This is a genomic window from Cellulosimicrobium sp. RS (assembly GCF_046159675.1).
Lineage (GTDB): Bacteria > Actinomycetota > Actinomycetes > Actinomycetales > Cellulomonadaceae > Cellulosimicrobium > Cellulosimicrobium funkei.
Genome location: NZ_JBJXVU010000004.1, coordinates 98,699 through 124,957, shown reverse-complemented (window position 1 = coordinate 124,957; position 26,259 = coordinate 98,699). Strand labels below are relative to the sequence as shown.

General features: G+C 73.5%; 25 protein-coding genes and 2 tRNA genes. 13 read left to right on the top strand and 14 right to left on the bottom strand.

Annotated features, from left to right (window positions below):
* Window positions 1-110: 110 nt before the first annotated feature.
* The 4 genes from ACI769_RS07990 to ACI769_RS07975 all read left to right on the top strand — a co-directional run bounded on the left by ACI769_RS07990 (window position 111) and on the right by ACI769_RS07975 (window position 5,165).
* The gene (locus tag ACI769_RS07990) at window positions 111-1,541 is read left to right on the top strand and encodes a hemolysin family protein (protein WP_081600013.1); all 1,431 of its coding nucleotides are present in this window, start codon (window positions 111-113) and stop codon (window positions 1,539-1,541) included.
* Entirely contained in the window at window positions 1,538-2,569 is a 1,032-nt protein-coding gene (locus ACI769_RS07985; protein WP_043654869.1) for a hemolysin family protein, read from the top strand. The genes ACI769_RS07990 and ACI769_RS07985 overlap by 4 nt, the downstream gene beginning before the upstream one ends.
* A gap of 107 nt (window positions 2,570-2,676) precedes the next feature.
* Window positions 2,677-3,861, top strand: a complete 1,185-nt coding sequence (locus ACI769_RS07980) for an acyl-CoA dehydrogenase family protein (protein ID WP_051028164.1) — start codon at window positions 2,677-2,679, stop codon at window positions 3,859-3,861.
* Window positions 3,862-4,013: 152 nt separating this feature from the next.
* Window positions 4,014-5,165: a trans-sulfuration enzyme family protein gene (locus tag ACI769_RS07975; RefSeq protein ID WP_409141449.1), complete on the top strand. Its 1,152-nt coding sequence runs from the start codon at window positions 4,014-4,016 to the stop codon at window positions 5,163-5,165.
* Between the two features lie 77 nt (window positions 5,166-5,242).
* On the opposite strand, the gene ACI769_RS07970 is transcribed toward ACI769_RS07975, so the two are convergent.
* Both ACI769_RS07970 and ACI769_RS07965 read right to left on the bottom strand, forming a co-directional pair.
* Window positions 5,243-5,713, bottom strand: coding sequence for a hypothetical protein (locus ACI769_RS07970; protein WP_409141448.1), 471 nt, complete (start codon window positions 5,711-5,713; stop codon window positions 5,243-5,245).
* Window positions 5,714-5,767: 54 nt separating this feature from the next.
* Window positions 5,768-6,112: a DUF6191 domain-containing protein gene (locus ACI769_RS07965; protein WP_009863042.1), complete on the bottom strand. Its 345-nt coding sequence runs from the start codon at window positions 6,110-6,112 to the stop codon at window positions 5,768-5,770.
* Window positions 6,113-6,245: 133 nt separating this feature from the next.
* Between ACI769_RS07965 and ACI769_RS07960 the strand changes: the two genes are divergently transcribed.
* Window positions 6,246-6,965: a hypothetical protein gene (locus tag ACI769_RS07960; RefSeq protein ID WP_232322536.1), complete on the top strand. Its 720-nt coding sequence runs from the start codon at window positions 6,246-6,248 to the stop codon at window positions 6,963-6,965.
* A 24-nt stretch (window positions 6,966-6,989) separates the two neighbouring features.
* Here the strand turns inward: ACI769_RS07960 and ACI769_RS07955 are convergent, their stop codons facing one another.
* From ACI769_RS07955 to ACI769_RS07925, 7 genes are all read right to left on the bottom strand, one after another.
* On the bottom strand, window positions 6,990-8,015 hold the full coding sequence (locus ACI769_RS07955; protein WP_232322535.1) for an NAD(P)H-dependent glycerol-3-phosphate dehydrogenase: 1,026 nt from the start codon (window positions 8,013-8,015) through the stop codon (window positions 6,990-6,992).
* Entirely contained in the window at window positions 8,012-8,737 is a 726-nt protein-coding gene (locus ACI769_RS07950; RefSeq protein ID WP_031316293.1) for a 1-acyl-sn-glycerol-3-phosphate acyltransferase, read from the bottom strand. Before ACI769_RS07950 ends, ACI769_RS07955 begins: the two co-directional genes overlap by 4 nt.
* Before the next feature lie 31 nt (window positions 8,738-8,768).
* Entirely contained in the window at window positions 8,769-9,374 is a 606-nt protein-coding gene (locus ACI769_RS07945) for a response regulator transcription factor (RefSeq protein WP_061266816.1), read from the bottom strand.
* Window positions 9,371-10,651 (bottom strand): sensor histidine kinase, encoded by a 1,281-nt coding sequence (locus tag ACI769_RS07940; RefSeq protein ID WP_085387643.1) that lies wholly within the window; start codon window positions 10,649-10,651, stop codon window positions 9,371-9,373. Before ACI769_RS07940 ends, ACI769_RS07945 begins: the two co-directional genes overlap by 4 nt.
* A gap of 81 nt (window positions 10,652-10,732) precedes the next feature.
* Complete coding sequence (gene murA, locus ACI769_RS07935; RefSeq protein ID WP_021481138.1) at window positions 10,733-12,049, bottom strand: UDP-N-acetylglucosamine 1-carboxyvinyltransferase; 1,317 nt, start codon at window positions 12,047-12,049, stop codon at window positions 10,733-10,735.
* Between the two features lie 350 nt (window positions 12,050-12,399).
* The gene (locus tag ACI769_RS07930) at window positions 12,400-13,440 is read right to left on the bottom strand and encodes an adenosine deaminase (RefSeq protein WP_085387642.1); all 1,041 of its coding nucleotides are present in this window, start codon (window positions 13,438-13,440) and stop codon (window positions 12,400-12,402) included.
* A gap of 112 nt (window positions 13,441-13,552) precedes the next feature.
* Window positions 13,553-14,443, bottom strand: a complete 891-nt coding sequence (locus ACI769_RS07925; RefSeq protein ID WP_085387641.1) for an SDR family oxidoreductase — start codon at window positions 14,441-14,443, stop codon at window positions 13,553-13,555.
* Between the two features lie 237 nt (window positions 14,444-14,680).
* Between ACI769_RS07925 and ACI769_RS07920 the strand changes: the two genes are divergently transcribed.
* On the top strand, window positions 14,681-15,625 hold the full coding sequence (locus ACI769_RS07920; protein ID WP_251176124.1) for an alpha/beta fold hydrolase: 945 nt from the start codon (window positions 14,681-14,683) through the stop codon (window positions 15,623-15,625).
* Window positions 15,622-16,065, top strand: coding sequence for a MarR family winged helix-turn-helix transcriptional regulator (locus tag ACI769_RS07915; RefSeq protein WP_085387640.1), 444 nt, complete (start codon window positions 15,622-15,624; stop codon window positions 16,063-16,065). Before ACI769_RS07920 ends, ACI769_RS07915 begins: the two co-directional genes overlap by 4 nt.
* Window positions 16,066-16,238: 173 nt before the next feature.
* Here ACI769_RS07915 and lpdA read toward each other — a convergent pair whose 3' ends face one another.
* The gene (gene lpdA, locus ACI769_RS07910) at window positions 16,239-17,645 is read right to left on the bottom strand and encodes a dihydrolipoyl dehydrogenase (protein WP_034654525.1); all 1,407 of its coding nucleotides are present in this window, start codon (window positions 17,643-17,645) and stop codon (window positions 16,239-16,241) included.
* Window positions 17,646-17,830: 185 nt separating this feature from the next.
* On the opposite strand from lpdA, the gene ACI769_RS07905 reads away from it, so the two are divergent.
* The 3 genes from ACI769_RS07905 (at window position 17,831) to ACI769_RS07895 (ending at window position 21,178) form a co-directional block, all read left to right on the top strand.
* Window positions 17,831-18,814: a DUF808 domain-containing protein gene (locus ACI769_RS07905; protein ID WP_061266850.1), complete on the top strand. Its 984-nt coding sequence runs from the start codon at window positions 17,831-17,833 to the stop codon at window positions 18,812-18,814.
* Window positions 18,815-18,850: 36 nt separating this feature from the next.
* Window positions 18,851-20,158 (top strand): hemolysin family protein, encoded by a 1,308-nt coding sequence (locus ACI769_RS07900; RefSeq protein WP_061266828.1) that lies wholly within the window; start codon window positions 18,851-18,853, stop codon window positions 20,156-20,158.
* Between the two features lie 108 nt (window positions 20,159-20,266).
* On the top strand, window positions 20,267-21,178 hold the full coding sequence (locus tag ACI769_RS07895) for an LLM class flavin-dependent oxidoreductase (RefSeq protein ID WP_232322532.1): 912 nt from the start codon (window positions 20,267-20,269) through the stop codon (window positions 21,176-21,178).
* 196 nt (window positions 21,179-21,374) lie between these two features.
* Here the strand turns inward: ACI769_RS07895 and leuD are convergent, their stop codons facing one another.
* Window positions 21,375-22,013, bottom strand: coding sequence for a 3-isopropylmalate dehydratase small subunit (gene leuD, locus ACI769_RS07890; RefSeq protein ID WP_034654518.1), 639 nt, complete (start codon window positions 22,011-22,013; stop codon window positions 21,375-21,377).
* Window positions 22,014-22,070: 57 nt separating this feature from the next.
* Complete coding sequence (gene leuC / locus ACI769_RS07885; protein WP_061266852.1) at window positions 22,071-23,552, bottom strand: 3-isopropylmalate dehydratase large subunit; 1,482 nt, start codon at window positions 23,550-23,552, stop codon at window positions 22,071-22,073.
* A 161-nt stretch (window positions 23,553-23,713) separates the two neighbouring features.
* Here leuC and ACI769_RS07880 point away from each other — a divergent pair, with 161 nt between their 5' ends.
* The 3 genes from ACI769_RS07880 (at window position 23,714) to ACI769_RS07870 (ending at window position 25,742) form a co-directional block, all read left to right on the top strand.
* Entirely contained in the window at window positions 23,714-24,433 is a 720-nt protein-coding gene (locus ACI769_RS07880; RefSeq protein WP_034654517.1) for an IclR family transcriptional regulator, read from the top strand.
* 176 nt (window positions 24,434-24,609) lie between these two features.
* Window positions 24,610-24,777: a hypothetical protein gene (locus ACI769_RS07875; RefSeq protein ID WP_163187158.1), complete on the top strand. Its 168-nt coding sequence runs from the start codon at window positions 24,610-24,612 to the stop codon at window positions 24,775-24,777.
* Window positions 24,778-24,779: 2 nt separating this feature from the next.
* Complete coding sequence (locus ACI769_RS07870) at window positions 24,780-25,742, top strand: PH domain-containing protein (RefSeq protein WP_198163048.1); 963 nt, start codon at window positions 24,780-24,782, stop codon at window positions 25,740-25,742.
* 184 nt (window positions 25,743-25,926) lie between these two features.
* Here ACI769_RS07870 and ACI769_RS07865 read toward each other — a convergent pair.
* Together ACI769_RS07865 and ACI769_RS07860 are read right to left on the bottom strand one after the other, a co-directional pair.
* Window positions 25,927-25,999: transfer RNA gene (locus ACI769_RS07865), tRNA-Glu, on the bottom strand.
* A 100-nt stretch (window positions 26,000-26,099) separates the two neighbouring features.
* Window positions 26,100-26,171 (bottom strand) — tRNA-Gln (locus ACI769_RS07860).
* Window positions 26,172-26,259 lie beyond the last annotated feature (88 nt).

Genomic DNA, 26,259 nt, shown 5'->3' with positions numbered 1-26,259 from the left:
CTCGAGGCCCCCGCGGCCGACGACCCCGACCATAGTCCCGGCCGCACCGGCCCCGGCAGCGAGCGGACGCACCCACGCGTCCCCGTCGACCGCAGGGCGGTGCGGGCACGATGACGACCTTCCTCTCCCTCCTCCTCGGGCTCCTCGTGGTCCTCGCGATCACGGCGGCGACGGCCTACTTCGTCGCGCAGGAGTTCGCCTACATGACCGTCGACCGCTCCCGGCTGGGGGCCAAGGCGGAGGCCGGCGACGAGTCGGCCCGGCGCGCGCTCGCCGTGACCCGGCGCACCTCCTTCGTCCTGTCCGGCGCGCAGCTCGGCATCACGGTGACGGGCCTGCTCGTCGGCTACGTGGCCGAGCCCCTCATCGGGCAGTCGCTCGGCACCATGCTCGGCGGCGTCGGCGTCCCGACGGGTGTCGGCGTCGCGGTGGGCACCGTCCTGGCGCTCGTGCTGTCGACGATCATCCAGATGCTCTTCGGCGAGCTGTTCCCCAAGAACCTCGCCATCGCGCGGCCCGAGCCGCTCGCGAAGGGTCTGGCACGCTCGACGTCGGCGTACCTCACGGTGTTCGGCTGGCTCATCGCGGTGTTCGACAAGGCGTCCAACGCGCTGCTGCGGATGCTCAGGATCGAGCCCGTCCACGACGTCGACAACACCGCGACCGCGCGCGACCTCGAGCACATCGTGGCCGACTCGCGCGAGAGCGGGAACCTGACCGACGAGTTGTCCGTGCTCCTCGACCGCGTGCTGGACTTCCCGCAGCGCGACGTCGAGCACGCGATGATCCCGCGCTCGCGCGTGGGAACCGTGCGGCCCGAGGCGACCGTCGCCGAGGTGCGAGAGCTCATGGCCCGCGCCCACACGCGCTACCCGGTGGTCGACGACACGGACCAGCCGCTCGGCGTCGTCCAGCTCGCCGACGTCCTCGCGACCGACCTGCCCGCGGACGCCCCCGTCACGGCGCTCATGCGCCAGGCCGTGGTGCTGCCGACGGCCATGACGCTCCCGGACGCCCTCGCGCAGCTCAACTCCACGCGCAACCAGCTCGCGTGCGTCATCGACGAGTACGGCGGCTTCACCGGCGTGCTGACCGTCGAGGACCTCGCCGAGGAGCTCGTCGGCGAGATCACCGACGAGCACGACCCCGAGCAGCCCGCCACGGTCACGGCCGAGGAGGACGGCGTGTGGGTCATGGGCGGCGACGTCCACGTCGACGAGGCGGAGCGCGCCCTCGGGCACGACCTGCCCCGCGGCGACCACGAGACGGTCTCCGGGCTCCTCATCGCCCAGCACGGCGCCCTGCCGCGCGCGGGCGACCAGATCGAGGTGCCGCTGCCGGACGACCCGGCCGACCTCGTGCACGACGAGCCGGTGCACCGCGCCCTCCTCGTCGACGTCCTGTCGGTCGAGCGGCACGTGCCGCGTCTCGTGCGCGTCCGGCTCGTCGAGCGGCGGGGCGACGTCCCCGTCGACGTCGTCGTGCACCCGACCGCGCGCGAGGTTGCGCACCCGACCGACGCCGCGGAGGAGACCCGATGAGCAACCCCTGGGTCGTCGTCACGGCGACCGTCGCGATCATCGCGCTCAGCGCGTTCTTCGTCGCCGTGGAGTTCGCGCTCCTCGGCGCCAAGAGGCACCGCCTCGAGGACGCCGCCCCCACGAGCCGCGCCGCGCGCGCCGCGCTGCGCAGCTCGAACGAGCTCACGCTCCTCATGGCCGGCGCCCAGCTCGGCATCACCGCGTGCACGCTCGCGCTCGGTGCCATCACCAAGCCCGCCGTCCACCACTGGCTCACGCCCGTCTTCGAGACGTGGGGCGCGCCCCTGTGGGCCGCCGACGTCGCGGGCTTCGTGCTCGCGCTGATCGTCGTGACGTTCCTGCACCTCGTCGTCGGCGAGATGGCACCGAAGTCGTGGGCCATCGCCCACCCCGAGCGGTCTGCCACGCTCCTCGCGCTGCCGATGCGCGGGTTCATGTGGGCGTTCCGCCCGCTCCTGCGCTGGCTCAACGAGCTCGCGAACCGCTGCGTGCGGGCCGTGGGCGTCGAGCCGGTGGAGAACGTCGAGGGTGGCGGGCAGGACGCCGCGACCCTGCGGCACCTGGTCGAGCACTCGGCGAACGTCGGCGCGCTCGAGGCGTCATACCGGGCGCAGATCTCGGGCGTGATCGAGCTCGAGACCCTCACGGTCGACGCGCTCGTGCCGGCCGGGAGCCGGCCCACGTCGGTCCCCGCCGACGCGACCGCGGCCGACGTGCGACGCGCGTCGGCCCGCTCGGGCCACCTGCGCATCCTCGTCCAGAACGGGAGCGTGGTCCCGAAGGTCGTGCACGTGCGCGACACGCTCCTCGAGCCGGACGACCGGCTCGCCAAGGAGCTCGCGCGCCCCGGGTTCGTCCTGGAGTCCGGCACCACGGTGCACGCCGCGCTCGCGCGCATGCGCGAGTCGAGCGAGCAGCTCGCGGTCGTCATGGACGGCGAGCGGTTCGTCGGCGTCGTGACGCTCGCGGACGTCCTGCGCCGCATCCTCCCCCACCCGGAGGACCCGGTGCCCGTCCTCGTGGGCTGACGGCCGGCCACCGGCCGCCGTACGGTGGAGGGGCCCCGGCGACGCACGTCGCCGGGGCCCCTCCCCGTCCACCCCTCCACCGTCCGTCCCGAGACCGAAGGCAGGCCATGCCCACGCCCGTCCCGTCACCCGCCCCGTTCCCCACGCCGCGCACGCTGCTCTCCGACGAGCTGCTGGAGCAGATCCGCGGCCGGGCCGCGGGCTACGACCGCGACAACGCGTTCTTCACCGAGGACCTCGCGGCGCTCACCGAGGCCGGGTACCTGCGCGCGCTCGTGCCGGAGTCGTTCGGCGGCGCGGGCCTCACCCTGCGCGAGGTCGCGCACGAGCAGGCGCGGCTCGCGGGTGCCGCCCCCGCGACGGCGCTCGCCGTGAACATGCACCACGTGTGGACGGGCGTCGCGCGCTACCTCCACCTGCGCGGCGACGCGTCGCTCGACTGGCTGCTCGAGGACGCCGTCCGCGGGGGCGTCTTCGGGTTCGGGTACTCCGAGGGCGGCAACGACCTCGTGCTGCTCGGCTCGCGCACCGAGGCCCGCCCGGACGAGCGGGGCGGGTACACGTTCCACGGCCGCAAGATCTTCACGTCGAACTCGCCCGCGTGGACGCGGCTCGGCGTGCTGGGGCTCGACACCCAGTCGCGCGACGCCCCGCGCCTCGTGCACGCGTTCGTGTCGCGCGACGCCGGGGTCCAGGTGCTCGACGACTGGGACACGATGGGCATGCGCGCGTCGCAGTCGCGCTCCACGGTGCTCGACGGCGCGTTCGCCCCCGTCGAGCACGTCGTCCGGCGGCTGCCGCCAGGCCCGACGCTGGACCCCCTCGTCGTCGGGATCTTCACGACGTTCGAGACGCTGCTCGCGTCGGTGTACACGGGCATCGCGGACCGTGCGCTCGAGCTCGGCGTCGCCGCGGCCCGCCGTCGGACGTCGATGAAGAACGACGGCGCGCCGCTCTCCGAGGACCCGGACGTCCGCTGGCGCCTCGCCGACGCCGCGCTCGCGCTCGACGCCGTCTGGCCGCAGATCGACACCGTCGCGGCCGAGCTCGACGCCCTCGTCGACCGCGGCGCGGGCTGGTTCCGCGCGACCGCAGGGCTCAAGGTGCGCGCGACGGAGACGGCCAAGACCGTCGTCGACCAGATGGTGCGGGTCGCGGGCGGCTCGAGCTACTTCGCCGGCAACGAGCTCGGCCGTCTCTACCGCGACGTCCTCGCCGGGATCTTCCACCCGTCCGACGACGAGTCCGCCCACTCGACCGTCGCGCAGTCGCTCCTGGGCCCCCTCCCCTGACGGACCACCGGCCGCCGAGCAGGTGGTCCTGGCTCGTCCCGGCCGCAGGACGAGCCAGGACGGCCTGCTCGGCCGACCGTGATCGCCTGGTCGCCCGGCCAGGGGGTGGTCGGCCGGGGCACTCGTCGGGCGGCCGGGCGTACGCTGCCGCCATGAGCGACCCGCACGTCCCCGACGCCCTGTCCCCCGCGACCGTCGCCGTCGCCGCGGGACGCCCCGAGCGGTCGCAGGGCGCGCCCGTGAACCCCCCGATCGTGCTGTCCTCGACGTACGTGTCGCAGGGCGTCCAGCAGCCGGGCGAGCTCCTGTACACGCGGATGGACACCGAGACGTGGCACCCCTTCGAGGAGGCGCTCGCCGCGCTCGAGGGCGCGGAGCACCCCGGCGTGGTGTTCGGCTCCGGGATGGCGGCGATCGCCGCGGTGTTCTCGGCCGTGCCCGCGGGCGGGAAGGTCGTGCTGCCGCGCCACGCCTACCAGGTATCGCTCGGCTTCGCGGACGACCTCGCGGCACGGGCCGGCGTCGAGGTCGTGCGCGTCGACGTCGCCGACACCGACCAGGTCGTCGCGGCCCTCGACGGCGCGTCGCTCCTCCTCGTCGAGTCCCCGACGAACCCCATGCTCGAGGTCGCCGACCTTCCCGCCCTCCTCGCGGCGGCGCGCGAGCGCGGGGTCCTGTCCGCGGTCGACAACACGTTCGCGACCCCGCTCGGCCAGCAGCCCCTCGCGCACGGCGCGGACGTCGTCGTGCACTCGGTGACGAAGTACCTCGCCGGGCACTCCGACGTCGTGCTGGGGGCGGCCGTCGCGCGCACGCCGGAGCTCACGACGGCGCTGCGTGCCTACCGCACGCTCCACGGCTCGATCCCCGGGCCGTTCGAGGTGTGGCTCGCGCTGCGCGGCCTGCGCACGCTCGCCCTGCGCGTCGAGCGGTCCCAGCAGAACGCGGCGGAGCTCGCGCGCCGGCTCGCCGAGCACCCCGACGTCGTCGAGGTGCGGCACCCGAGCCTGCCCGACGACCCGGGTCACGAGCGCGCGACGCGCCTCATGACCGGGTACGGCTCGATCCTCGGCGTGCGCCCGCGGGGTGGTGCGGCGGGCGCGGACGCCGTCGTCGCGGCGGTCCGGCTGTGGGTACCCGCGACGAGCCTCGGGGGCGTCGAGTCGAGCCTCGAGCGCCGACGCCGGTTCGCGACCGAGTCGCGCACGGTCCCGGAGGACCTGCTGCGGCTCTCGGTGGGCGTCGAGGACGTCGAGGACCTCTGGCGCGACCTGGACCGGGCGCTGCGCAGCGCGGTCGGCTGACGCGCGCCACCGCCCGGCCGCGCGGTGCCGCGGCGGCGGGTGCGTCGGTCCGGCTCCGCACCGCACGCTGCGACCCCTCAGAGCAGGTCGTTCTCCGCCTCCTCGAGGGGACCGCTCCACCAGGAGCCCGGCCCGGTCGCGGCGCGGTCGATGGCCCGCAGCCTCGTGCGGAGCGTCCGCAGCCGTGCCCGGTGCGAGGGAGCCCTGCGCCCGGACGGACGGGAGGGCGGGCGGATCTCCCCCGCACGGAAGGCACGCAGACGCTCCGCGGCCTGCTCGGCCGTCATCGTCGTCGGTCCGGGGGCGGGCCGTCCGGAGCTCAGGTACTCCGCGAACGCCTCCAGGAACCCCTCGGTCGCCGCGCGGTCGCGGTTGAGGGGGGACGAGTCGCCCGTCGCGACGTCCCGCACCCAGGTCGACCCGTCCTCGTGCTCCACGACCAGAAGCTCTCCGTCGTGGACGACGCCGATCTCGCGGGCCCCGGGGTCGAGGTCGGTCCTCGCTGCCACCGGGTGCAGGCGGATACCGAACAGATGCTCGTCACGCACGCCCTGGATCCTCTCCGCGCAGGCCGCCACGGCCCGCGCACCACCACCTGTGGGTCACCGCACCCTAGCCCGCGTCGGGTCAGGTGCCGGGGAGTCGCGGCGGGACTGCTCCCGGGGGACGTAGAAGACCCCGCCGTCCAGGTCGACGTCGAACGGTCGGCCCTCCGCCGGACGCTGCACGATGTCGAGCCGCTGACGTTCCTTCTCCTCGGTGAGGTGCGTCCGGCTCGGCTGGAAGATCTCGACGATCTCGCCGAACATGCCGGACGACGCGCTCTCGCCCGCGCCCTCGGAGCGCCGGGCACGCGCCTCCGCACCGGAGGTGAAGCGGACGATCCCCACGACGACCAGTCCCGTGAGCGCGACCGCGAAGGACGCACCACCGATCCCCTGCAGCATCCCCCGAGGGTAGCGGCAGCCACCTCGTCAGGACAGGGTGCACGGTCCCCGAGACCGGGCCGTGACACGACCGTCGCCGGACCGTGGCCCGCCCGCCGCGCGCGCGTGACCTGGGCTTTCTAGGATCGACGGCATGACGACACGACGAGCGGTGCGGACGCGGCAGGCACGACCGACGGGCCGCGCGGTGCCCGGAGGACCGGCCGCCGTCGCCGGCGCGGTCCTCGTCCTCGCCCTCGCGGCGTGCAGCCCGGGCGAGTCGGACGAGTCGCCCTCGCCGTCGAGCACCGCGACGAGCGCGTCGCCCAGCCCCACCGACTCCCCGAGCACCACCCCGGAGCCCGGCGCCGAGCCGTCCGACGGCGCGTCCACGCCGTCGGACGACGCGACGGAGGCACCGCTGCCGTTCCCCGCGAACACCGAGCCGGACACGCAGGACCCGTCCGCGGACGCCGCGCTCACGGTGACGGACGTCCGGGTCGGGCACCACGACGGGTTCGACCGGGTCGTCTTCGAGCTCGGCGGCACGGGGACGCCCGGGTGGCGGGTCGAGTACGTGGACCAGCCGACGGACGACGGCAAGGGTGACGTCGTCGCCGTCGACGGCGACGCCTACCTGCAGGTCATGATCTCCGGCTCGGGGTACCCCATGGACACCGGGGTCGAGGAGTACGCGGGCCCCAACCCCGTCCGGGCCGGGGACGACGGCGAGGTCGAGGAGGTCCTGCTGCGCGGCGTGTTCGAGGGGTACACGCAGGCGTTCGTCGGGGTCGACGACGAGCAGCGCCCGTTCCGGGTGTTCTCGCTCGAGGACCCGACCCGCGTCGTCGTCGACGTCCGCGACGACGGCTGACGGCCCGCCCGGAGGCCGAGGGCCTCAGCGCTCCGCCGAGACGCCCTCGGCCTTCTGCGGCCGGGAGAGCAGGCCGCGCGCCATCTCGTCGACGGGCATGCCCTCGTGGAGCACCGCGACGACCCCGGCCGTGATGGGCATGTCGACACCGACCTTGCGCGCGAGCTCGAGCACCGAGCGGCACGACTTCACGCCCTCCGCCGTGCCGCCGGTCGCGGCGATCGCGTCGTCGAGGCTCAGGCCCTGGCCGATGTGCTTGCCGAGCGTGTGGTTGCGCGAGAGCGGCGACGAGCACGTCGCGACGAGGTCGCCCATGCCCGCGAGCCCGGGGAACGTCTCGGCGTCCGCCCCGAGCGCGAGCCCGAGGCGCGTGATCTCGACCAGGCCGCGCGTGATGACGGTGGCGGTCGTGTTGTAGCCGAACCCGCGGCCCTGGGCGATCCCCACGGCGAGCGCGATGACGTTCTTCACCGCGCCGCACAGCTCGACGCCGACCACGTCCCGGTTGGTGTACGGGCGGAAGTACGACGACGAGCACGCGCGCGCCACGTAGCGGGCCACGTCGTCGTCGGCGCACGACACGACGGTCGCCGTCGGCTGCCGGTGCGCGATCTCCCGCGCGAGGTTCGGCCCCGAGACCACGGCGACGCGCTCGGGCGCCATGCCGAGCGACTCCGCGACGACCTCGCTCATGCGCCGGTCGGTGCTCAGCTCGACGCCCTTCATGAGGGACACCGCGACGGCGTCGGGCGCCACGTGCGGGCGGAGCTCGGTGAGCGTCTCGCGCGCGACCTGGGAGGGCACCGCGACGACGACGAGCCCGGCGCCTGCGAGCGCCTCGGCCGCGTCGGTCGTGGCGCGGATCCCCGCGGGGAGGTCGATGCCCGGCAGCCGCTTCTCGTTGCGGCGCGAGGTGTTCACCTGCTCGGCGACCTCGGCGTCACGGCCCCAGAGACGCACCTCGCACCCGGCGTCGGCCAGGACGGCGGCGAACGTGGTGCCCCAGCTGCCGGACCCGAGGACGGCGGCGACGATGCGCTCGGCGCTCACGCGCGGTCCTCCGTCCCGGGCCGACGGCGCAGGTCGAACCGTTCGGCGGGAGCCTGCTCGCCGCGGATCTCCTCGAGCTGGCTCGTGATCGCGGCCATGATGCGCTCGGTCGCCTCGCGCAGCGTCGCGGTGTCCTGCGGGCGGTCGTAGAGGTCGGAGAGGTCGACGGGCGGCCCGGCGTGGACCGCGACCTGCTTGGGCGGGATCGGCTTGAACACCTTGCCGTACGGCGCGAGGAGCCGGTGCGCGCCCCACTGGGCGATGGGGACGACGGGCGCCCGGCTCGTGAGCGCGAGGCGCGCGACGCCCGTCTTGCCCACCATGGGCCAGCCGTCCGGGTCACGCGTGAGCGTGCCCTCGGGGAAGAACACGACGCACTCGCCCTCGTCGAGCCGCGCGGTGGAGTCGACGAGCGACTGCGCGGCGCCCGCGGTGCCGCGGTGCACGGGGATCATCCCGGTGCGGGTGAGGAGGCCGCCGAGCACGGGCACCTTCCAGAGCGACGCCTTCGCCGTGATCTTGGGGGCGCGGCCCTGGTCGTAGAGGAAGTGTGCGAGCGTCACCGGGTCGACCTCGGTGACGTGGTTGGCAGCGGCGATGAACCCGCCGTCGGGCAGGTTCTCCGCACCCTGCCAGTCACGTCGGGTGATCGCGAACAGGATCGGGCGCAGCAGGAACGCCAGGGTCTTGTACGCGCGCGGGGTCTGGGGCTGGCTCGGCACGGTCACCGAGCCTACCGGGCGGAGCCCGCCCTCAGATCCAGCCGTGCCGCCGCGCGGCGTGCGCGGCCTCGTGCCGGTTCGCGGCGCCCAGCTTGGCCGCCGCGGACGAGAGGTAGTTGCGCACCGTGCCGGGCGCGAGGTGGGCGCGCGTCGCGATCTCCTCGACGGGGGCGCCGTCGGCCGCGAGCTCGAGCACGTCGGCCTCCCGCGGCGTGAGCGGGCTCGCGCCCGCGGCGATCGCCTCCGCGGCGAGCTCCGGGTCCACGTAGCGGCCGCCGTCGCGCACCTGGCGCACGACGTCCGCGAGGACGCGCGCCGAGACGGTCTTCGGCAGGAAGCCCCGCGCGCCCGCCTCGAGCGCGCGCTTGAGGTAGCCCGGGCGCCCGTGGCTCGTGACGATGACGACGCCGCACGACGGCAGCTCGCCGGCGAGCCGCTGCGCGACCTCGACGCCGTCGAGGCCCGGCATCTGGAGGTCGAGCACGGCGACGTCGGGCCGGAGCTTGAGCGCGGCCGCGACGGCCTCGGGGCCGGACGCCGCCTGCGCCACGACCTCGAGGTCGTCCTCGAGCGCGAGGAGCGACGCGACGGCGTCGCGGATGAGGTTCTCGTCGTCGGCGAGGAGGATGCGGATCACGCCGGGGTGGTCCTCTCGGGGAGCGGGGACGGGGACGTGCGGTGGGGACGGGCGGCGTCGGGCACGCGGGCCACGAGCCCGAACCGCCCGTCGTCGACCCACGTCTCGAGGCGACCGCCGGCGCCCTCCAGGCGTTCACGGAGCCCGACGAGGCCCGACCCGCCGCCGGTGCGCGGCGTCGTCGGGACGCCGTCGTTGACGACCTCCACGACGCTCGACGCCCCGTCGCGGTGGACCGTGATGGTGCAGGTGCGCGCGGTCGAGTGCCGCACGACGTTCGTCACGGCCTCCCGGACCGCCCACGCGAGCGCCTCCTGCGCGTCCTCGCCCACGGGGGTCTCGTCGCCGTGCACGGTCGTCTCGATCCCGGCGGACCGCAGGACGGACCGCGCCCCGGCCAGCTCGGCGCCGAGGTCGGCCGTGCGGTAGCCCGCGACGACGGCGCGCACCTCGCGCAGCGCGTCCTGCGCGATGCGGCGGACCTCGAGCATCTGCTCCTCGGCTCCGGGGCGTCCGCGGGCCGCGAGCTCCGCCGCGAGCTCGCTCTTCACGGCGACGACGGACAGGGTGCGCCCGAAGACGTCGTGCAGGTCGCGCGAGAACCGCAGCCGCTCCTCCGCGACGGCGAGGCGGGCGTGGAGCACGCGCGTGCGCTCCTGCTCCCACACGACGCTGAGCATCCAGACCGAGGCGCGGTACGAGCCGAAGACGCCGAGCAGCATGACCAGGACCGAGAGGCCGAGGCCTACCGCCATGCCCGCCGTCCGCGCCGTCACGGGCCCGGTGCCCATCCACACGGAGCACCCGGTGACGACGGCGAGGACCAGCGCGACGAGCGCGACCCGCCGGAAGGTGAGCAGGGGGACGAGCGCCAGCACCCCGTACCCGAGGCCCAGGAGCATCGCGTAGTAGCGGCCGCTCGCGGCGACGTCGTCGGCGCCGTCCACGGGGAACGTGCCGACGGCGAGCGCGGCGACCGCGAGCGAGAGGACCCCGAGGAGGACGAGCAGCACCGGGTGGACGCGGCGTCCGCCGAGGAAGTGCCCGATCCCGGCGCGCAGCGTGAGGATGCAGACGACCGTGTGCACGAGGACGAGCGCCAGCCAGAACCGCGCCACCGACGGGTCGAACGTCCGGTCGCTCCCGATGAGGGCGAGCGCGATGAACGGCTCGGTCCCCGAGAGGAAGTAGAGCGACCATCGGGTGTAGGAGTCGAACCGTTCGGGGCCGGTCCGACGGCTCCACACGTCGAGGAACGTGCGCGGTCGGGTGATCACGACGACCAGCCTCGCACGCGGACCACGTGCGAGGCCGTGACAGTCGTCATGAGGTGGGTGCCCCGGGCACCCGTGGACGGCTCAGTCCCGACGGACGTCCGCGCCGAGCGCGACCAGCTTGTCCTGGAAGTTCTCGTAGCCGCGGTCGATGAGGCTGATGCCGCGCACGGTCGACGTGCCCTTCGCGGCGAGCGCGGCGATGAGGTGGGAGAAGCCGCCGCGCAGGTCGGGCACCTCGATGTCGGCCGCGGTGAGCGGCGTCGGGCCCGAGATGACCGCGGAGTGGTGGAAGTTGCGCTGCCCGAACCGGCAGTCGCGCCCGCCCAGGCACTCCTTGTAGACCTGGATGGTCGCGCCCATGCCGCGCAGCGCGTCCGTGAAGCCGAAGCGGTTCTCGTAGACCGTCTCGTGCACGATCGACAGGCCCTTGGCCTGGGTGAGGGCCACGACGAGCGGCTGCTGCCAGTCCGTCATGAAGCCCGGGTGCACGTCCGTCTCGAGCACGATCGGCGACAGGTCGCCGCCCGGGTGCCAGAACCGGATGCCGTCGTCCTGGACGTCGAACCGGCCGCCGACCTTGCGGAAGGTGTTGAGGAACATCATCATCTCGGGCTGCGTCGCGCCCTTGACCGTGATGTCGCCGCCCGTCGCGAGCGCGGCCGACGCCCACGAGGCCGCCTCGATGCGGTCGCCGAGCGCGGTGTGCGTGTAGCCGTCGAGGCGGTCGACGCCCTCGATGCGGATCACGCGGTCGGTGTCGACCGAGATGATCGCGCCCATCTTCTGGAGCACCGCGATGAGGTCCATGATCTCGGGCTCGATCGCGGCGTTCGCCAGCTCCGTGATGCCCTCGGCGCGCACGGCCGTCAGCAGGAGCTGCTCGGTCGCGCCCACCGACGGGTACGGCAGCGCGATCTTCGTGCCCTGGAGGCGACGCGGGGCACGGATGTGGATGCCGTTCTCCCGCTTGTCCACCACCGCGCCGAACTGGCGCAGGATGTCCAGGTGGTAGTTGATCGGCCGGTCGCCGATCCGGCAGCCGCCCAGGTCCGGGATGAACGCCTCACCGAGACGGTGCAGCAGCGGGCCGCAGAACAGGATGGGGATGCGGCTCGAGCCCGCGTGCGCGTCGATGTCCGCGACGTGCGCCGACTCGACGTTCGACGGGTCCAGGTCGAGGATCCCCGCGTCCGGGTCGGACTTCACGGTCACGCCGTGCAGCTCCAGCAGCCCCGTCACGACGCCGACGTCGCGGATCTGCGGCACGTTGCGCAGCACGCTCGGCGACTCCCCCAGCAACGACGCCACCATCGCCTTCGACACGAAGTTCTTCGCGCCGCGCACGGTGATCGTCCCGTCCAGCGGGGTCCCGCCGTCGACGTACAGCACATCCTTCATGAGCTCTGGTCGCCCTCTCGCCAAGCCGGTGGTCGTGGTGCCCCTGCGGGCAGGGCCCGCGTGCGGGGCCGCGGACGGCCGTTCCGCGCGCGCGGGTCCCGTGCGTGCCAACGTGCGGCACCCGGAGATTATTCACCCCCTGCGGGGGTGCTCGCCGCCGAACCGACGGCGGCGGCCGTCGCCGACACGTTACTCCCCGGTACGTCCGCGCGGGACGAACGCCCAGAACCGCGAGACAGAGCCTCGGCCGCCCGAGGTAGAGCCCCGGTCCCGCGAGGTAGAGGCGTGGTCGTGACCACGCCTCTACCTCGGCGGACCAAGGCTCTACCTCGGCGGGGTGGGGGGCCGGGTCAGACGGCGTTCGCGTCGAACGCCGCGACGTACCGGTCGATCTCGGCGAGGTAGGCCGCGCGCTGCGAGTCGCCGAGCCACGACGCCTCGAACGAGTTCCTCGCGAGCTGCACGACCTCCTGCGTCGTGAGGCCCGCCGCCTCCGCGAGCGCGACGTAGTTCTCCGCGACGTAGCCGCCGAAGTACGCCGGGTCGTCGGAGTTCACGGTGACGCGCACGCCCGAGCGCAGCAGGCCGGCGATCTCCGTCGCCTTCATGTCGTCGGTGACGAACGAGTTCGAGATCGGGCACGTCGTGAGGCCCAGCCCGCGCTCGCGCACGACGTCGACGAGCGCCGGGTCCTCCACGACGTTCGTGCCGTGGTCCACACGGTCCACGCCGATCTCGTCGAGCACGGTCCGGATGTTGTCGATGCTGCCGACCTGGTCGATGTCGCAGTGCATCGTCAGCCGGTACCCGAGCTCGCGGGCGCGCGCGAACACGTCGGCGAACTTCTGCGGCGGGTTGTCGCGCTCGTCGGAGTCGAGCCCGACGCCCAGGATCTTGTCGCGGAACGGGACCGACGCCTCGAGCGTCTCGGCCGCGCTCTGCGCGGAGTGGTCGCGCAGGAAGCACAGGATGAGGTGCGCGTCGATGCCGTGCTTGCTCGGAGCCTCGGCCGCGGCGCGGTGGTACCCCGTCACGACCGCCTCGAACGGCACGCCGCGCGACGTGTGCGCCTGCGGGTCGAAGAACATCTCGGCGTGCTTCACGCCGTCCGCCGCCGCGCGGGCGAGGTAGGCGTCGGCGAGCTCGTAGAAGTCGTCCGCGGTCTGCAGCACCTCCATCGCCGGGTAGTACACGGCGAGGAAGCTCGTCAGGGAGTCGAACGCGTACGTCGCGCGCACCTCCTCGACCGTCGACTGGCCGATGTCGATGCCGTTGCGCTGCGCGAGGCGCAGCTTGAGGTCGGGCTCGAGCGTGCCCTCCAGGTGCAGGTGCAGCTCGGCCTTCGGCAGGCCGGTGACGAACTCGCGGGTGGGCGTCGTGGGCGCGGGCATGGGTCTCCTTCTCGGTCGGTGTCCCCCGAGACCATCTTCCACCGCGCACGACGACGGCGGCGCACCCGGGTGGGGTGGCCGCCGCCTGGTCGCGCCGGGGACGGAGAACCCGTCAGAGCAGCCGACCGCCGGTCACGCCGATGCGGTCGCCGGTGATGTAGCTCGACTCCTGCGAGGCGAAGAACACGTACGCCGGCGCGAGCTCGGCGGGCTGCCCGGCGCGGCCGAGCGGCGTGTCGGCACCGAACTGCTCGACCTTCTCCTCGGGCATCGTGGCCGGGATGAGCGGCGTCCAGATCGGCCCGGGCGCCACGGCGTTGACGCGGATGCCCTCGGGTGCGAGCTGCTGCGCCAGCCCCTTGGTGAAGTTGAGGATCGCCGCCTTGGTGCTGGCGTAGTCGAGCAGCGGAGGGCTCGGGTCGAACGCCTGGACGGAGGTCGTGTTGATGATCGCGCCGCCGCTGGGCAGGTGGTCGAGCGCCGCCTGCGTGATCCAGAACAGCGCGTAGACGTTCGTCTTGAGGACCCGGTCGAGCTGCTCGGTCGTGATCCCTCGCAGTCCCTCGTCCTGCGCCATCTGGTACGCGGCGTTGTTCACCAGCACGTCGAGCCCACCGAGGCCCGCGACGGCGTCCGCGACGAGCTGCCGGCAGAACTCCTCGTCGCGGATGTCGCCCGGCAGCAGCACGGCCGTGCGGCCCGCGTCCTCGATCCACCGGGCCGTCGTGCGGGCGTCCTCCTCCTCTTCCGGGAGGTACGAGATCGCGACGTCCGCGCCCTCGCGCGCGAACGCGATCGCGACCGCCCGGCCGATGCCCGAGTCTCCGCCGGTGATCAGCGCCCGCTTCCCGTCGAGCCGGCCGGACCCCCGGTAGGTGGTCTCCCCGTGGTCGGGCTCCTGCGACATGTCGCCCGTGCGTCCCGGCGGCTGGAGCTGGTCGGCGGGCTGCTCCGGCTGCGGCTCCTGCGTCGTGGGGTCCTGCGGCGTGGTCTGGTCGGACATGAGCAACTCCCCTGTCGTCGTTCGGCGGAACGTCCAGCATGGGGGCGTCCGCGCGCGCTCGCAGCGCGCCCGCCCCGTGCGCCGACGACGAGCGCCCTGGTCCGCCGAGACCGGACCCACGCGGTACGCGAGCCCGACGGCCTGCAGAGCCCGGCCGCGAGCTGCTCGTGCACCTCTCGCTCGCGCCGCGTCAGCGCACGCACGACCTCACCCACGGAGCCCGCTAAGGTACTTCGCATGCGAAACGACAGCCCGGCGACGGTGGGCTCCGACGAGCTGCGGATCCAGATCCCGGCGGGCGGCTGGGTCGTCGGCACGGTGCGCAAGCCCGCCGAGGAGTCCCCCCGCGGTGTCGTGGTGATCCACCCCGCGACGGCGGTCCCCGAGCGCCTGTACACGGGGTTCGCGGAGTTCCTCGCCACCCATGGGTATGTCGCCGTCACCTACGACTACCGCGGCACGGGCCGGTCCGGCAGCCCCCGCGACCACCGCGGCCTGCGCATGCGCGACTGGATGGCCGACGACGTCCCCGCGGTCGCCGCGTGGGCCCGCCCGCGGTTCGGCGACGTGCCCCAGCTCGCCGTCGGGCACAGCATCGGCGGGCACGCGCTCGCGCTCGGCAAGGGCTCACGGGGCCTGGCCGGGTTCGTCACGGTCGCGTCCCACGTCGCCGCGACGTCCGCGATCCCCGACCGCGCCGAGCGAGCGCGCGTCCGACTGATCCTGCGGGCGCTCGGCCCCGCGACGGCCCGGGTGCTCGGCCACGTCCCCGGCCGTCGTCTGAGCCTCGGGGAGGACATGCCCGCCGCCGCGATGCTCGAGTGGAGTCGCTGGTCGACCATGCCGGGCTACTTCTTCGACGACCCGACCATGCGCGCCGCCGCGGACGCGGCACGCGTCACGGGCGACGTCCTCGCCGTCGGGTTCACCGACGACCCGTGGGCCACCCCCGCGCAGATCGACGCGATCACCGACCGCCTCACGGCCGCCCACGTCGAGCGCCGCACCTGGAGCCCCGCCGACGGCGGCGTGGAGGCGATCGGCCACATGGGCTTCTTCCGCCGCGGGCTGCGGGACACGCTCTGGCCCGAGCTCCTCGCCTGGCTGGACGCCCGCGCCGCGGCCGCCCCGTCGCAGCAGGACGGGAACGTCCACTTCCCCGCCAGGAAGCCGCGACGATGACGGGCCGCCCGCCGCGGCTGGTGTTCCTCACCACCGCGGCGGAGCGCCAGATGCGGCGCTGGATCGCGCGCCGCGGCAGCACGCGCACGACCGGGGACGGCGGCCCGGGGCTCGGGTCCGCCGCCGCCGGTGTGCTGCTGCACCTCGCTGCCCACCCCGGCGCGACGATCGGCGAGGTGACGGCCGCGCTGCAGGCCTCTCCCGCCGGCACCAGCGGCCTGCTCGCCCGCATGGAGCGCGCGGACCTCGTGCGCCGTCGCCCCGACCCCGACGACCGGCGCACCGTCCGCCTGGACCTCACGCCCACCGGCACCGCAGCGCTCGACGACGTGCGCGCCGCGCTCGCCGAGCTGAACGACCGCCTCACCGAGGGCTTCACCCCCGACGAGCTGGCCACCGTCGCCCGCTGGCTCGAGCACGTGACGCGGACGCTCGCCTAGCCGCACCGGCGGGTCGCCCGGCGGACCGTCCGCCTCCCCTGCGAGGGGGCGCGGGGGCACGTTCGTTCCCAGGCGGGCGCACGCCCGCCGGACAGCACGAGGCCCGGACCTGGAACAGCAGGTTCGGGCCTCGGCTCGGGTGGTCGCCCGCGCGGGCGACCGCGTCTGACGGGTCAGAAGTTGATCATGTGCCCCGCGAGGCCGTGGATCGACTCCTGGACGGCCTCGGACAGCGTCGGGTGGGTGTGCACGTTGCGCGCCACCTCGTTGACCGTGAGGTCCCACTTCTGCGCGAGCGTGAGCTCGGGCAGCATCTCGGAGACGTCGGGGCCGATGAGGTGGCCGCCGAGGAGCTCGCCGTAGGTCTCGTCGGAGATGAGCTTGACGAAGCCGACCGGGTCGCCGAGGCCGTGCGCCTTGCCGTTCGCCATGAACGGGAAGGTCGCGACCTTGACCTGGTAGCCCTCGTCGCGCGCCTGCTGCTCGGTGAGGCCGAAGCTCGCGACCTGCGGCTGGCAGAACGTCGCGCGCGGCATCATGCGGTAGTCGCCGAGCGTGAGCGTCTCGGCGCCGCCGATGGTCTCCGCCGCGACGACACCCTGCGCCTCCGCGACGTGCGCGAGCATGAGCTTCGCGGTGACGTCGCCGATCGCGTAGATGTGCTCGACGTTGGTGCGCATGACGTCGTCGATCGCGATGGCGCCGCGCTCGGTGAGCTGGACGCCGGTGTTCTCCAGGCCGAAGCCCTCGACGTTGGGCGCGAAGCCGACGGCCATGAGGACCTTGTCGACGACGAGCTCGCCCGGCTTGTCGTCCTTGACGCCCTTGTAGCTGACGGTGACGCCGTCGGCGCCGTTGTCCTTGACCGTCTGGACGGCGGTCGAGGTGAGCAGGTTGACGCCGAGCTTCTTGTACTGCTTGGCGATCTCCTTCGACACGTCGGCGTCCTCGTTGGGCAGCGCGCGGTCGAGGAACTCGATGATCGTCACGTCCACCCCGTAGTTCTTGAGGACGTAGGCGAACTCCATGCCGATCGCGCCCGCGCCGACGATGGCGATCGAGCGGGGCAGGTCGCGCGTGAGGATCTGCTTCTCGTACGTGACGACGTTCTCGGACAGCTCGACGCCCGGGAGCAGGCGTACCTTCGAGCCGGTCGCGATGATGACGTTGTCGAACGTCACCTGGTCGGTCGAGCCGTCGGCGAGCTTCACGTCGAGCGTGTGCGCGTCGCGGAACGTGCCGCGGCCGTCGTACTCGGTGATCTTGTTCTTCTTCATGAGGAAGTGCACGCCCTTGACGCGCCCCTCCGCGACGGTGCGCGAGCGGTCGAACGCCGCGCCGAAGTCGAAGCTGACCTCTCCGGAGATGCCGAAGGTCTTCGCGTCGTGCTGGAAGATGTGCGCGAGCTCGGCGTTGCGCAGGAGCGCCTTGGACGGGATGCAGCCCACGTTGAGGCACACCCCACCCCAGTACTTCTCCTCCACGACCGCGACCGACAGGCCCAGCTGGGCTGCACGGATCGCGGCCACGTAACCACCGGGACCTGCACCGAGGACGACGACGTCGTAGTGGGATGCCATGGCCTCAAGCCTACTGGCGCAGCATCGGCCGTGGCGCGCCCGCGTGCGCGACGTCCGCCACACCGCCGGGGGGTGCGGTCCTGCGACGCGTGGTGGGGGCGGAGTCGCTACGATGCTGCGGCCGCGTCCACTCGACCAGCGGGCCCGTGCGCGGCGACACGGGCCGGCGCACGGAGCACCCACCCATGGCCTTCGGACTCGCTGCCCTCCTGGACGACATCGCCGCGTTCGCCAAGCTCGCGGCCGCCTCGATCGACGACGTCGGCGCGGCCGCCGGGCGTGCGAGCGCGAAGGCGACGGGCGTCGTCATCGACGACACCGCCGTCACGCCCCGCTACGTCGAGGGCCTGGCCGCCAAGCGCGAGCTGCCCGTCGTCAAGCGGATCGCGACCGGGTCGCTGCGCAACAAGCTGCTGTTCATCCTCCCGGCGATCCTGCTCCTGAGCCAGTTCCTTCCCGACCTGCTCACACCGCTGCTCATGCTCGGCGGCACGTACCTCGCGTTCGAGGGCGCCGAGAAGGTGTGGGAGCTCGTCTCGGGGCGGCACCACGCCGAGGTCGAGACGAAGACCGAGAAGAAGGCGGTCGACGAGGACTCGGTGGTGTCGAGCGCGGTCCGCACCGACTTCATCCTCAGCGCGGAGATCATGGTCATCGCGCTCAACGAGGTCGCCTCGGAGAACTTCTGGTCGCGTCTGATCATCCTCGTGATCGTCGCGATCCTCATCACGGTCCTCGTCTACGGGGTCGTGGCGCTCATCGTGAAGATGGACGACATCGGCCTGCACCTCGCGAAGCGCGACACGCCCTGGGTCCAGTCGTTCGGGCGCGGGCTCGTGAGCGCGATGCCGAAGGTCATGTCCGTCATCTCGATCGTCGGGATCGTCGCGATGCTCTGGGTGGGCGGCCACATCCTGCTCCAGGGCACGTACGACCTCGGCTGGCACGGCCCGTACGACGTCGTGCACCACCTCGAGCACGCCGTGACCGGCGTCGCGGGCGTGGGCGGGTTCCTCGGCTGGCTCGTCAACACGGCGTGCTCCGCCGTCGTCGGGATCGTGGTCGGCGGCGTCGTGGTCCTCGTGGCGCACCTGATCCCGCGCCGCAAGCACGGCGAGCCCGCCACGACCGAGCCGACCACGCCGGACGGCCCCGCGACAGCCGGCTGAGCCCACGCCGGGCCGAGCGGCCTGGTTGGATGAGGCATGGACTCCGGCACCTGGACCAACATCGGCCTCGTCCTGCTCTTCATCCTCGTCGGCGGCGTCTTCGCCGGGACCGAGATCGCGCTCGTCTCGCTGCGCGAGAGCCAGGTCGCCCGCATCGAGAAGCAGTCGGCGCGCGGCGCGCGGGTCGCGGCGGTCGCGCGCGACCCCAACCGCTTCCTCGCGGCGGTGCAGATCGGCGTCACCGTGGCGGGCTTCTTCTCGGCCGCGTACGGCGCGTCGACGCTCGCGCCGGACCTCGCGCCCGCGCTCGAGGACCTGGGCCTGTCGAGCGGGCTCGCGGACACCGTCGCGCTCGTGGGGCTCACGCTCGTCATCGCCTACCTCTCCCTGGTGCTCGGCGAGCTCGTGCCCAAGCGCATCGCGCTCCAGCGCTCGGCGGGCGTCGCGCTCGTCGTCGCCCCTCCCCTGGACCGCTTCGCGACCCTCATGCGGCCCGTCATCTGGCTGCTGTCGCGCTCGACCGACGGCGTCGTGCGGCTGCTCGGCGGCGACCCCTCGGCGCGCAGCGAGGAGATGAGCGAGGAGGAGCTGCGCGAGATCGTGCTCGCGCACGAGTCGCTGCCCGAGGACGAGCGCCGCATCCTCGACGACGTGTTCGCGGCGGGTGACCGCTCGCTCGCCGAGGCGATGACGCCGCGCGGCGAGGTCGCGTTCCTCGCGGCCGACACCCCCCTCGCGGACGCCGCCGAGACGGTCGCGGCGGGCCCGTACTCGCGCTACCCGGTGACGGGCGACGACTTCGACGACGTCGTCGGCTTCCTCCACGTGCGCGACCTGCTCGGCCGGGACTGCCCCGACCACCCGCCGACGGACCCGGCGACGGGGCGCGCCCTCACCGTGCGCGACGTCGTGCGGCCCATCCTCGCGCTGCCCGCGACGAACACCGTGCTGCCCGCGATGTCGCAGATGCGGCGCGAGGGCGTGCACATCGCCGTCGTCGTCGACGAGTACGGCGGCACCGACGGGATCGTCACGCTCGAGGACCTCGTCGAGGAGCTCGTGGGCGACATCCGTGACGAGTACGACGCCGACGAGCCGTCGCCCGCTCGCGAGCACGGCGCGACCACGAGCGTGGACGCCGGACAGACGATCGAGGAGTTCGCGCGCCGCACGGGCGTCGAGCTGCCCGACGGCCCGTACGAGACCGTCGCCGGCTTCGTCCTGGCGCAGCTCGGGCGCCTCGCCCTCGTGGGCGACCACGTCGACGCGGACGGCTACCGGCTCACGGTGACCGACGTCGCGGGGCGGCGCATCGTGCGCGTGGACGTCGTCCCGCTCCCCTGACCGCTGAGCGCACGACGCTGAGTGCGGGAAACAGTCGCGTCCCGGCACCTCGGACGCGACTTTTTCCTGCACTCAGCGGTGTGGGTGGGGCCGCGTAGCGTCGGGTGGATGAGCGCAGCGACGACGGGGACACGGTCGGGGATCAAGGTCGGGGTGGTCGGGAGCTTCGGCTCCGCCGCCCAGGTGCTGGAGATGGCGGTCGGGGCGGAGGACGCCGGCTGGGACGGGTTCTTCTCGTGGGACGGGCTGAGCCTGCTGTCCATGCCGGTCGACACGTTCGACCCGTGGGCGGTGCTCGCCGCGGCGGCGGTCCGGACCGAGCGGATCACGCTGGGCGCGATGGTCTTCGCGCTCCCCCGCCGCAAGCCGTGGGAGGTCGTGCGCCAGGCGCTGACCGTCGACCACCTGTCGGGCGGTCGCCTCGTGCTGCCGGTCGGCGTCGGTGTGCTCGACGACGGCGGCTTCTCCGCCGTGCCGGGCCAGCAGCAGTCGCTGCGCGAGCGCGCGGAGCTGCTCGACGACGCGCTCGCCTACCTCGACCGCGCATGGACCGGCGAGCGGTTCACGTTCGAGGGAACCCACGTGCGGACGGGGGAGATGCAGTTCCTGCCGCGCCCGGTCGAGCGCGCCGTCGTCGGCCACCACGTGCCGGTCTGGCCGGTCGGCGTGTGGGACGCCGAGCGCCCGCCGGTGCGCTCGCTCGACCGCACCCTGCGCGCCGACGGGATCGTGCTCCAGCTCCGCGGCGACCGCGGCTTCGACGTGCCCACGCCCGACGACGTCTCCGCCCTCGTCGGCTGGCTCACCACGCGTCGCGCCGAGCTGGGCCTCGACGCGGCCCGGCCGTTCGACGTCGTCGTCCAGGGCGAGCTCCCGGCGGACCGCTCCGCGGCGGCCGACCAGCTCGCCGGCCTCGCCGACGCCGGAGCGACCTGGTGGGTCGAGTCCCGCTGGAACCCCGAGACCGCGACCCCGGAGTCGCTGCTCGCCGCGATCAATGCGGGCCCGCCCCGTCCCTGAGCAGGGACGGGGCGAGGCGACGCACGCACGGGCTCGGCCGCGCGACGTGTCGGCGACACGATCACGGGCGGGCTCTGGGGTGGTGACGACGGGTCGTGGCGGGCCCGGCGGGAGCAGGGCGAGGGACGAGCCCTGCGGATGGTAGACCCGTCGTCACCACCCCAGAGCCCGCCCCCGGCCCCGCGTCGCAGAACCGTTAGCCGACGGGCCGCGCCGCCTCGATCTCGACCTTGGGCAGCGTCTTCGCCGGCAGCGTCTTCGGGCGCCACGACGCGCGCGTCGCCTCGAACGCGGAGATCTCGTCCTCGTGCTGGAGCGTGAGGCCGATGTCGTCGAGGCCCTCCATGAGACGCCAGCGCGTGTAGTCGTCGATCTGGAACGGCACGGTGACGTCGAGCGCCGACGCGGTGCGGGCGACGAGGTCGACCGTCACCTCGGTGCCCGGGTTGGTCTCGAGGATCTTCCAGAGCAGCTCGACGTCCTCCTGCGCGACGATGCCCGCGACGAGGCCCTGCTTGCCGGAGTTGCCGCGGAAGATGTCGGCGAAGCGCGACGCGAGGACGACGCGGAAGCCGTAGTCCTTGAGCGCCCAGACGGCGTGCTCGCGCGACGAGCCGGTACCGAAGTCGGGTCCGGCGACGAGCACGGAGCCCGCACGGTAGGCGTCCTGGTTGAGGACGAACGTGGGGTCGCCGCGCCAGGCGGCGAACAGCGCGTCCTCGAACCCGGTGCGCGTCACGCGCTTGAGGTAGACGGCGGGGATGATCTGGTCGGTGTCGACGTTGCTGCGGCGCAGCGGGACGCCGACGCCGGTGTGGGTCGTGAACTTCTCCATGGCAGGAACCTCTTCGGGTCTTCGGGGCGACGAGTGGGGCAGCGCGGCGCGGGTGGCTCAGACCTGCACGAGGACGCGCGGGTCGAGCGGCGCGAGCGGCGTGCCGTCGAAGGACGTGATGTCGGTGCCCTCGGGCAGGTCGAGGTCGCTCAGCGAGGAGAGCGTGCCCCGCAGCGCGGTGGCGGCGGCGACGAGCGGCGACACGAGGTGCGTGCGCCCGCCCTTGCCCTGGCGGCCCTCGAAGTTGCGGTTCGACGTCGAGGCGGCGCGCTCGCCCGGCTGGAGCTGGTCGGGGTTCATGCCGAGGCACATCGAGCAGCCGGCGTTGCGCCACTCCGCGCCGAAGTCGAGGAAGATCTGGTCGAGACCCTCGGCCTCGGCCTGGAGGCGCACGCGCGCGGACGCCGGGACGACGAGAACCCGGACGCCGTCGGCCTTCTTCTTGCCCTGCACGACCTTCGCGACCGAGCGCAGGTCCTCGATGCGGCCGTTGGTGCACGACCCGATGAACACGGTGTCGACGGGGATCTCGCGCAGCGGCTGGCCGGGCGTGAGGCCCATGTACTCGATCGCACGCTCGGCGGCGACGCGCTCGTTCTCGTCCGCGATCTGCTCGGGGACGGGCACGGTCGCGGAGATGGGCAGGCCCTGGCCGGGGTTGGTGCCCCACGTGACGAAGGGCTCGAGGTCGGACGCGCGGAGCGTGACCTCGGTGTCGAACACGGCGTCGTCGTCGGAGCGCAGCGTGCGCCAGTACTCGACGGCCGCGTCCCAGTCCGCGCCCTCGGGCGCGTGCGGGCGGCCCTTGAGGTACTCGAACGTCGTGTCGTCCGGGGCGATCATGCCGGCGCGTGCGCCCGCCTCGATCGACATGTTGCAGATCGTCATCCGCGCCTCCATGGAGAGCTTGCGGATGGCCTCGCCGCGGTACTCCAGGACGTAGCCCTGGCCGCCGCCCGTCCCGATCTTGGCGATGATCGCGAGGATGATGTCCTTGCTCGTGGCGCCGGGCGGCAGCTCGCCGTCGACGTTGATCGCCATGGTCTTGAACGGGGCGAGCGGGAGCGTCTGCGTGGCGAGCACGTGCTCGACCTCGGACGTGCCGATGCCGAACGCGAGCGCACCGAACGCGCCGTGCGTCGAGGTGTGCGAGTCGCCGCACACGACCGTCAGGCCGGGCATGGTGAGCCCGAGCTGCGGCCCGACCTGGTGCACGATGCCCTGGTCGGCGTCGCCGAGCGAGTGGATGCGGACGCCGAACTCCCGCGCGTTGTTGCGCAGCGTGTCGATCTGCGTGCGGCTCGTGAGGTCCGCGATCGGCAGGTCGATGTCGAGCGTCGGGGTGTTGTGGTCCTCGGTCGCGATGGTGAGGTCGGGGCGGCGGACCGGGCGGCCCGCGAGGCGCAGCCCCTCGAACGCCTGGGGGCTGGTGACCTCGTGCACGAGGTGGAGGTCGATGTAGAGGAGGTCGGGCGACCCGTCGGCGCCTCGTCGCACCAGGTGCGCGTCCCAGACCTTCTCCGCCAGCGTGCCGGCCATGTAGCTCATCTCCTCGTCGTCTGTCACGGTCCTCCTGGGGGGTACGGAGAGCCGCCTGGGTCGATGGTCCGCCGTCCGGCATCCTGCCGGGGAAGACGTCCAGCGGGTGGAACATCCGTGCCGGACTTGCATCTCAGTGCGTGAGACGTCAATATCGACCTATGGACAATACTAGCGGAGTCGGAGTGCTGGACAAGGCGGCCTCCGTCCTGGGCGCCCTGGAGTCCGGACCTGCCACCCTCGCCCAGCTCGTCACGGCCACGGGCCTGGCCCGCCCGACGGCGCACCGCCTCGCCGTCGCCCTCGAGCACCACCGCATGGTCGCGCGCGACATGCAGGGCCGGTTCGTCCTCGGCCCCCGGCTCAACGAGCTCGCGACGGCGGCCGGCGAAGACCGCCTGCTCGCCGCCGCGAACCCCGTGCTGACGGCGCTGCGCGACCACACGGGCGAGAGCGCCCAGCTCTACCGCCGCCAGGGCGACCACCGCATCTGCGTCGCGGCCGCCGAGCGCCCCGTCGGCCTGCGCGACTCGATCCCCGTCGGCGCGACGCTCACCATGAACGCGGGCTCCGCCGCCCAGGTACTGCTCGCCTGGGAGGAGCCGGACCGGCTGCATCGCGGGCTGCGCGAGGCCGTCTTCACCGCCACGATCCTCTCCGGCGTCCGACGCCGCGGGTGGGCCCAGTCCGTCTCCGAGCGCGAGCTCGGCGTCGCGTCGGTCTCCGCGCCCGTGCGCGGCCCGTCGGGCCGGGTCGTGGCCGCCGTCTCCATCTCGGGCCCGGTCGAGCGCCTGAGCCGTCAGCCCGGGCGGCTGCACTCCGGCTCGGTCGTCGCCGCCGCGAACCGCCTCACCGAGGTGCTGCGCCGCGCCGGCGAGTGAGGACGGCGACGCCGGCCCGCACCGGGCCGGCGTCGGCGTGCCGCGGGCCGCAAACGGGACGCGCCCTGTCAAAATGTCCCCGGCTGCTGCCATGCTGTGCGTGCCCGACGCCCGGACAGCGCAGCGGTCGCGGGGGCGACCGCTGACCGTCCGATCCCGAGACACGAGGAGTTCCGATGCACCCGAAGCTGAAGGCCGCCCTGATCTGGGTCCTCGTGATCTTCGCCGTGTACGCGATCGTCACGAGCCCGGACCGCGCGGCCGACATCGTCGAGGGCATCTGGGACGTGATCGTCGGGGCGTTCCGCTCGATCGGCCAGTTCTTCAGCTCGCTCCTGGACTGACCGTGGCCCGCGGCGGACCTCGCAGCAGGATCCTGGACCGCTACGTGCTCAACGGCGAGCGGGTCGTCATCGCGACGCGCCACCACTGGGGGATGCTCGTCGAGCCCGTCGCGACGACGGTCGCGGGCGCGGTCGTGATCGCCTGGCTCGTCGCGCAGGCCGGCCCCGCGGTCGGCGACGGCGTGCTCGCGCTGTGGTGGCTGTGGCTGATCCTCGCCGCCCGCCTGGGGTGGAAGGTCTTCGAGTGGCGCAACGAGTGGTTCGTCGCCACGGACAAGCGCCTGCTCCTGCTCTACGGCCTCATCACGCACAAGGTGGCGATGATGCCGCTGACCAAGGTGACGGACATGAACTACGGGCGCTCGCTCGTCGGGCGCGTGCTGGGCTACGGCCAGTTCCTGCTCGAGTCCGCCGGGCAGGACCAGGCGCTGCGCCAGATCGACTGGGTCGCGCACCCGGACCGGACCTACCGCCTGCTGTGCGACACGCTGTTCATCCCGGGCGTCCGCGCGGGCGGAGCGCCGGTCGGCCCGGGCGGGGCCGCCGCGACTCCGGGTGGTGCGCTGCCGGCGACCGTGCCGCCGCCCGCGCCGCGCCCGCCGCAGCCCGCCGAGCCGCCTCCCGTCGAGCCCGCGCCCGCGTGGGACGGGCGCAGCCCGGCCGCCACGACCCCGCCTCCCCCGGCACCGCTCCCGACGGACCCGCGGGTCGTCGTCGTGCCCGGCCGGTCCGCCGGTGCGTCGAGCGGGCCCACGCAGCCCATCCCCGTGACCGGCGACGCTCACGCGGCGCGGGACACGGTGCGTCCCGACGGCGGGCAGGCGGGGGCCGGCGAGGACGAGCAGGGCTGGACGGTCTCCGGCGAGCACCGCGCGACGTACGTGCCGGTCACGCCCCCACGGCTGTCGTCGACGCCCATCCCGAAGCCGTACGAACCGGGCCCCGGGCGCGACGGCGCTCCCTGACCCGGCCGCGCCACCCACCCGACGGCACGCCCCGAGACGAACCCCCGCGGGGTCTCGCCCGCTACGCGACGTGCGTCACACCGGGCATCGGCCACGCCCAGTCGTCGATCGACGCGCGGGCATCGGGCATCAAGACGAAACGACGAAGGCCCGGTCACCGTGATGGTGACCGGGCCTTCTTCTGTACCCCCAACGGGATTTGAACCCGTGTTACCGCCGTGAGAGGGCGACGTCCTAGGCCGCTAGACGATGGGGGCCTGTGGAGCTTCGTACCGTTTCCGGTCCGTTTCTCCGGTGAGAACTCTACCTCATGTTTCTCGCGGTCTTGACCGCGAGCTCCAGAGCCGGAGCTCTTCGCTGGGGTACCAGGACTCGAACCTAGACTAAGTGAACCAGAATCACTCGTGCTGCCAATTACACCATACCCCAAGGGGGTAACCGATCCGCGTCGGGAAGCCGGGACGACGAGTCATAGACCCGTCCCCTGGCTCCCTCCCGTGGAGGTCCCACCGGCCGA

Coding starts and splice junctions, on each gene's coding strand:
- ACI769_RS07990 (WP_081600013.1), top strand. CDS start 111: ATGACGACCTTCCTCTCCCTCCTCCTCGGGCTCCTCGTGGTCCTCGCG.
- ACI769_RS07985 (WP_043654869.1), top strand. CDS start 1,538: ATGAGCAACCCCTGGGTCGTCGTCACGGCGACCGTCGCGATCATCGCG.
- ACI769_RS07980 (WP_051028164.1), top strand. CDS start 2,677: ATGCCCACGCCCGTCCCGTCACCCGCCCCGTTCCCCACGCCGCGCACG.
- ACI769_RS07975 (WP_409141449.1), top strand. CDS start 4,014: ATGAGCGACCCGCACGTCCCCGACGCCCTGTCCCCCGCGACCGTCGCC.
- ACI769_RS07965 (WP_009863042.1), bottom strand. CDS start 6,112: ATGCTGCAGGGGATCGGTGGTGCGTCCTTCGCGGTCGCGCTCACGGGA.
- ACI769_RS07960 (WP_232322536.1), top strand. CDS start 6,246: ATGACGACACGACGAGCGGTGCGGACGCGGCAGGCACGACCGACGGGC.
- murA (WP_021481138.1), bottom strand. CDS start 12,049: ATGAAGGATGTGCTGTACGTCGACGGCGGGACCCCGCTGGACGGGACG.
- ACI769_RS07930 (WP_085387642.1), bottom strand. CDS start 13,440: ATGCCCGCGCCCACGACGCCCACCCGCGAGTTCGTCACCGGCCTGCCG.
- ACI769_RS07925 (WP_085387641.1), bottom strand. CDS start 14,443: ATGTCCGACCAGACCACGCCGCAGGACCCCACGACGCAGGAGCCGCAG.
- ACI769_RS07920 (WP_251176124.1), top strand. CDS start 14,681: ATGCGAAACGACAGCCCGGCGACGGTGGGCTCCGACGAGCTGCGGATC.
- ACI769_RS07915 (WP_085387640.1), top strand. CDS start 15,622: ATGACGGGCCGCCCGCCGCGGCTGGTGTTCCTCACCACCGCGGCGGAG.
- lpdA (WP_034654525.1), bottom strand. CDS start 17,645: ATGGCATCCCACTACGACGTCGTCGTCCTCGGTGCAGGTCCCGGTGGT.
- ACI769_RS07905 (WP_061266850.1), top strand. CDS start 17,831: ATGGCCTTCGGACTCGCTGCCCTCCTGGACGACATCGCCGCGTTCGCC.
- ACI769_RS07900 (WP_061266828.1), top strand. CDS start 18,851: ATGGACTCCGGCACCTGGACCAACATCGGCCTCGTCCTGCTCTTCATC.
- ACI769_RS07895 (WP_232322532.1), top strand. CDS start 20,267: ATGAGCGCAGCGACGACGGGGACACGGTCGGGGATCAAGGTCGGGGTG.
- leuD (WP_034654518.1), bottom strand. CDS start 22,013: ATGGAGAAGTTCACGACCCACACCGGCGTCGGCGTCCCGCTGCGCCGC.
- leuC (WP_061266852.1), bottom strand. CDS start 23,552: ATGGCCGGCACGCTGGCGGAGAAGGTCTGGGACGCGCACCTGGTGCGA.
- ACI769_RS07880 (WP_034654517.1), top strand. CDS start 23,714: ATGGACAATACTAGCGGAGTCGGAGTGCTGGACAAGGCGGCCTCCGTC.
- ACI769_RS07875 (WP_163187158.1), top strand. CDS start 24,610: ATGCACCCGAAGCTGAAGGCCGCCCTGATCTGGGTCCTCGTGATCTTC.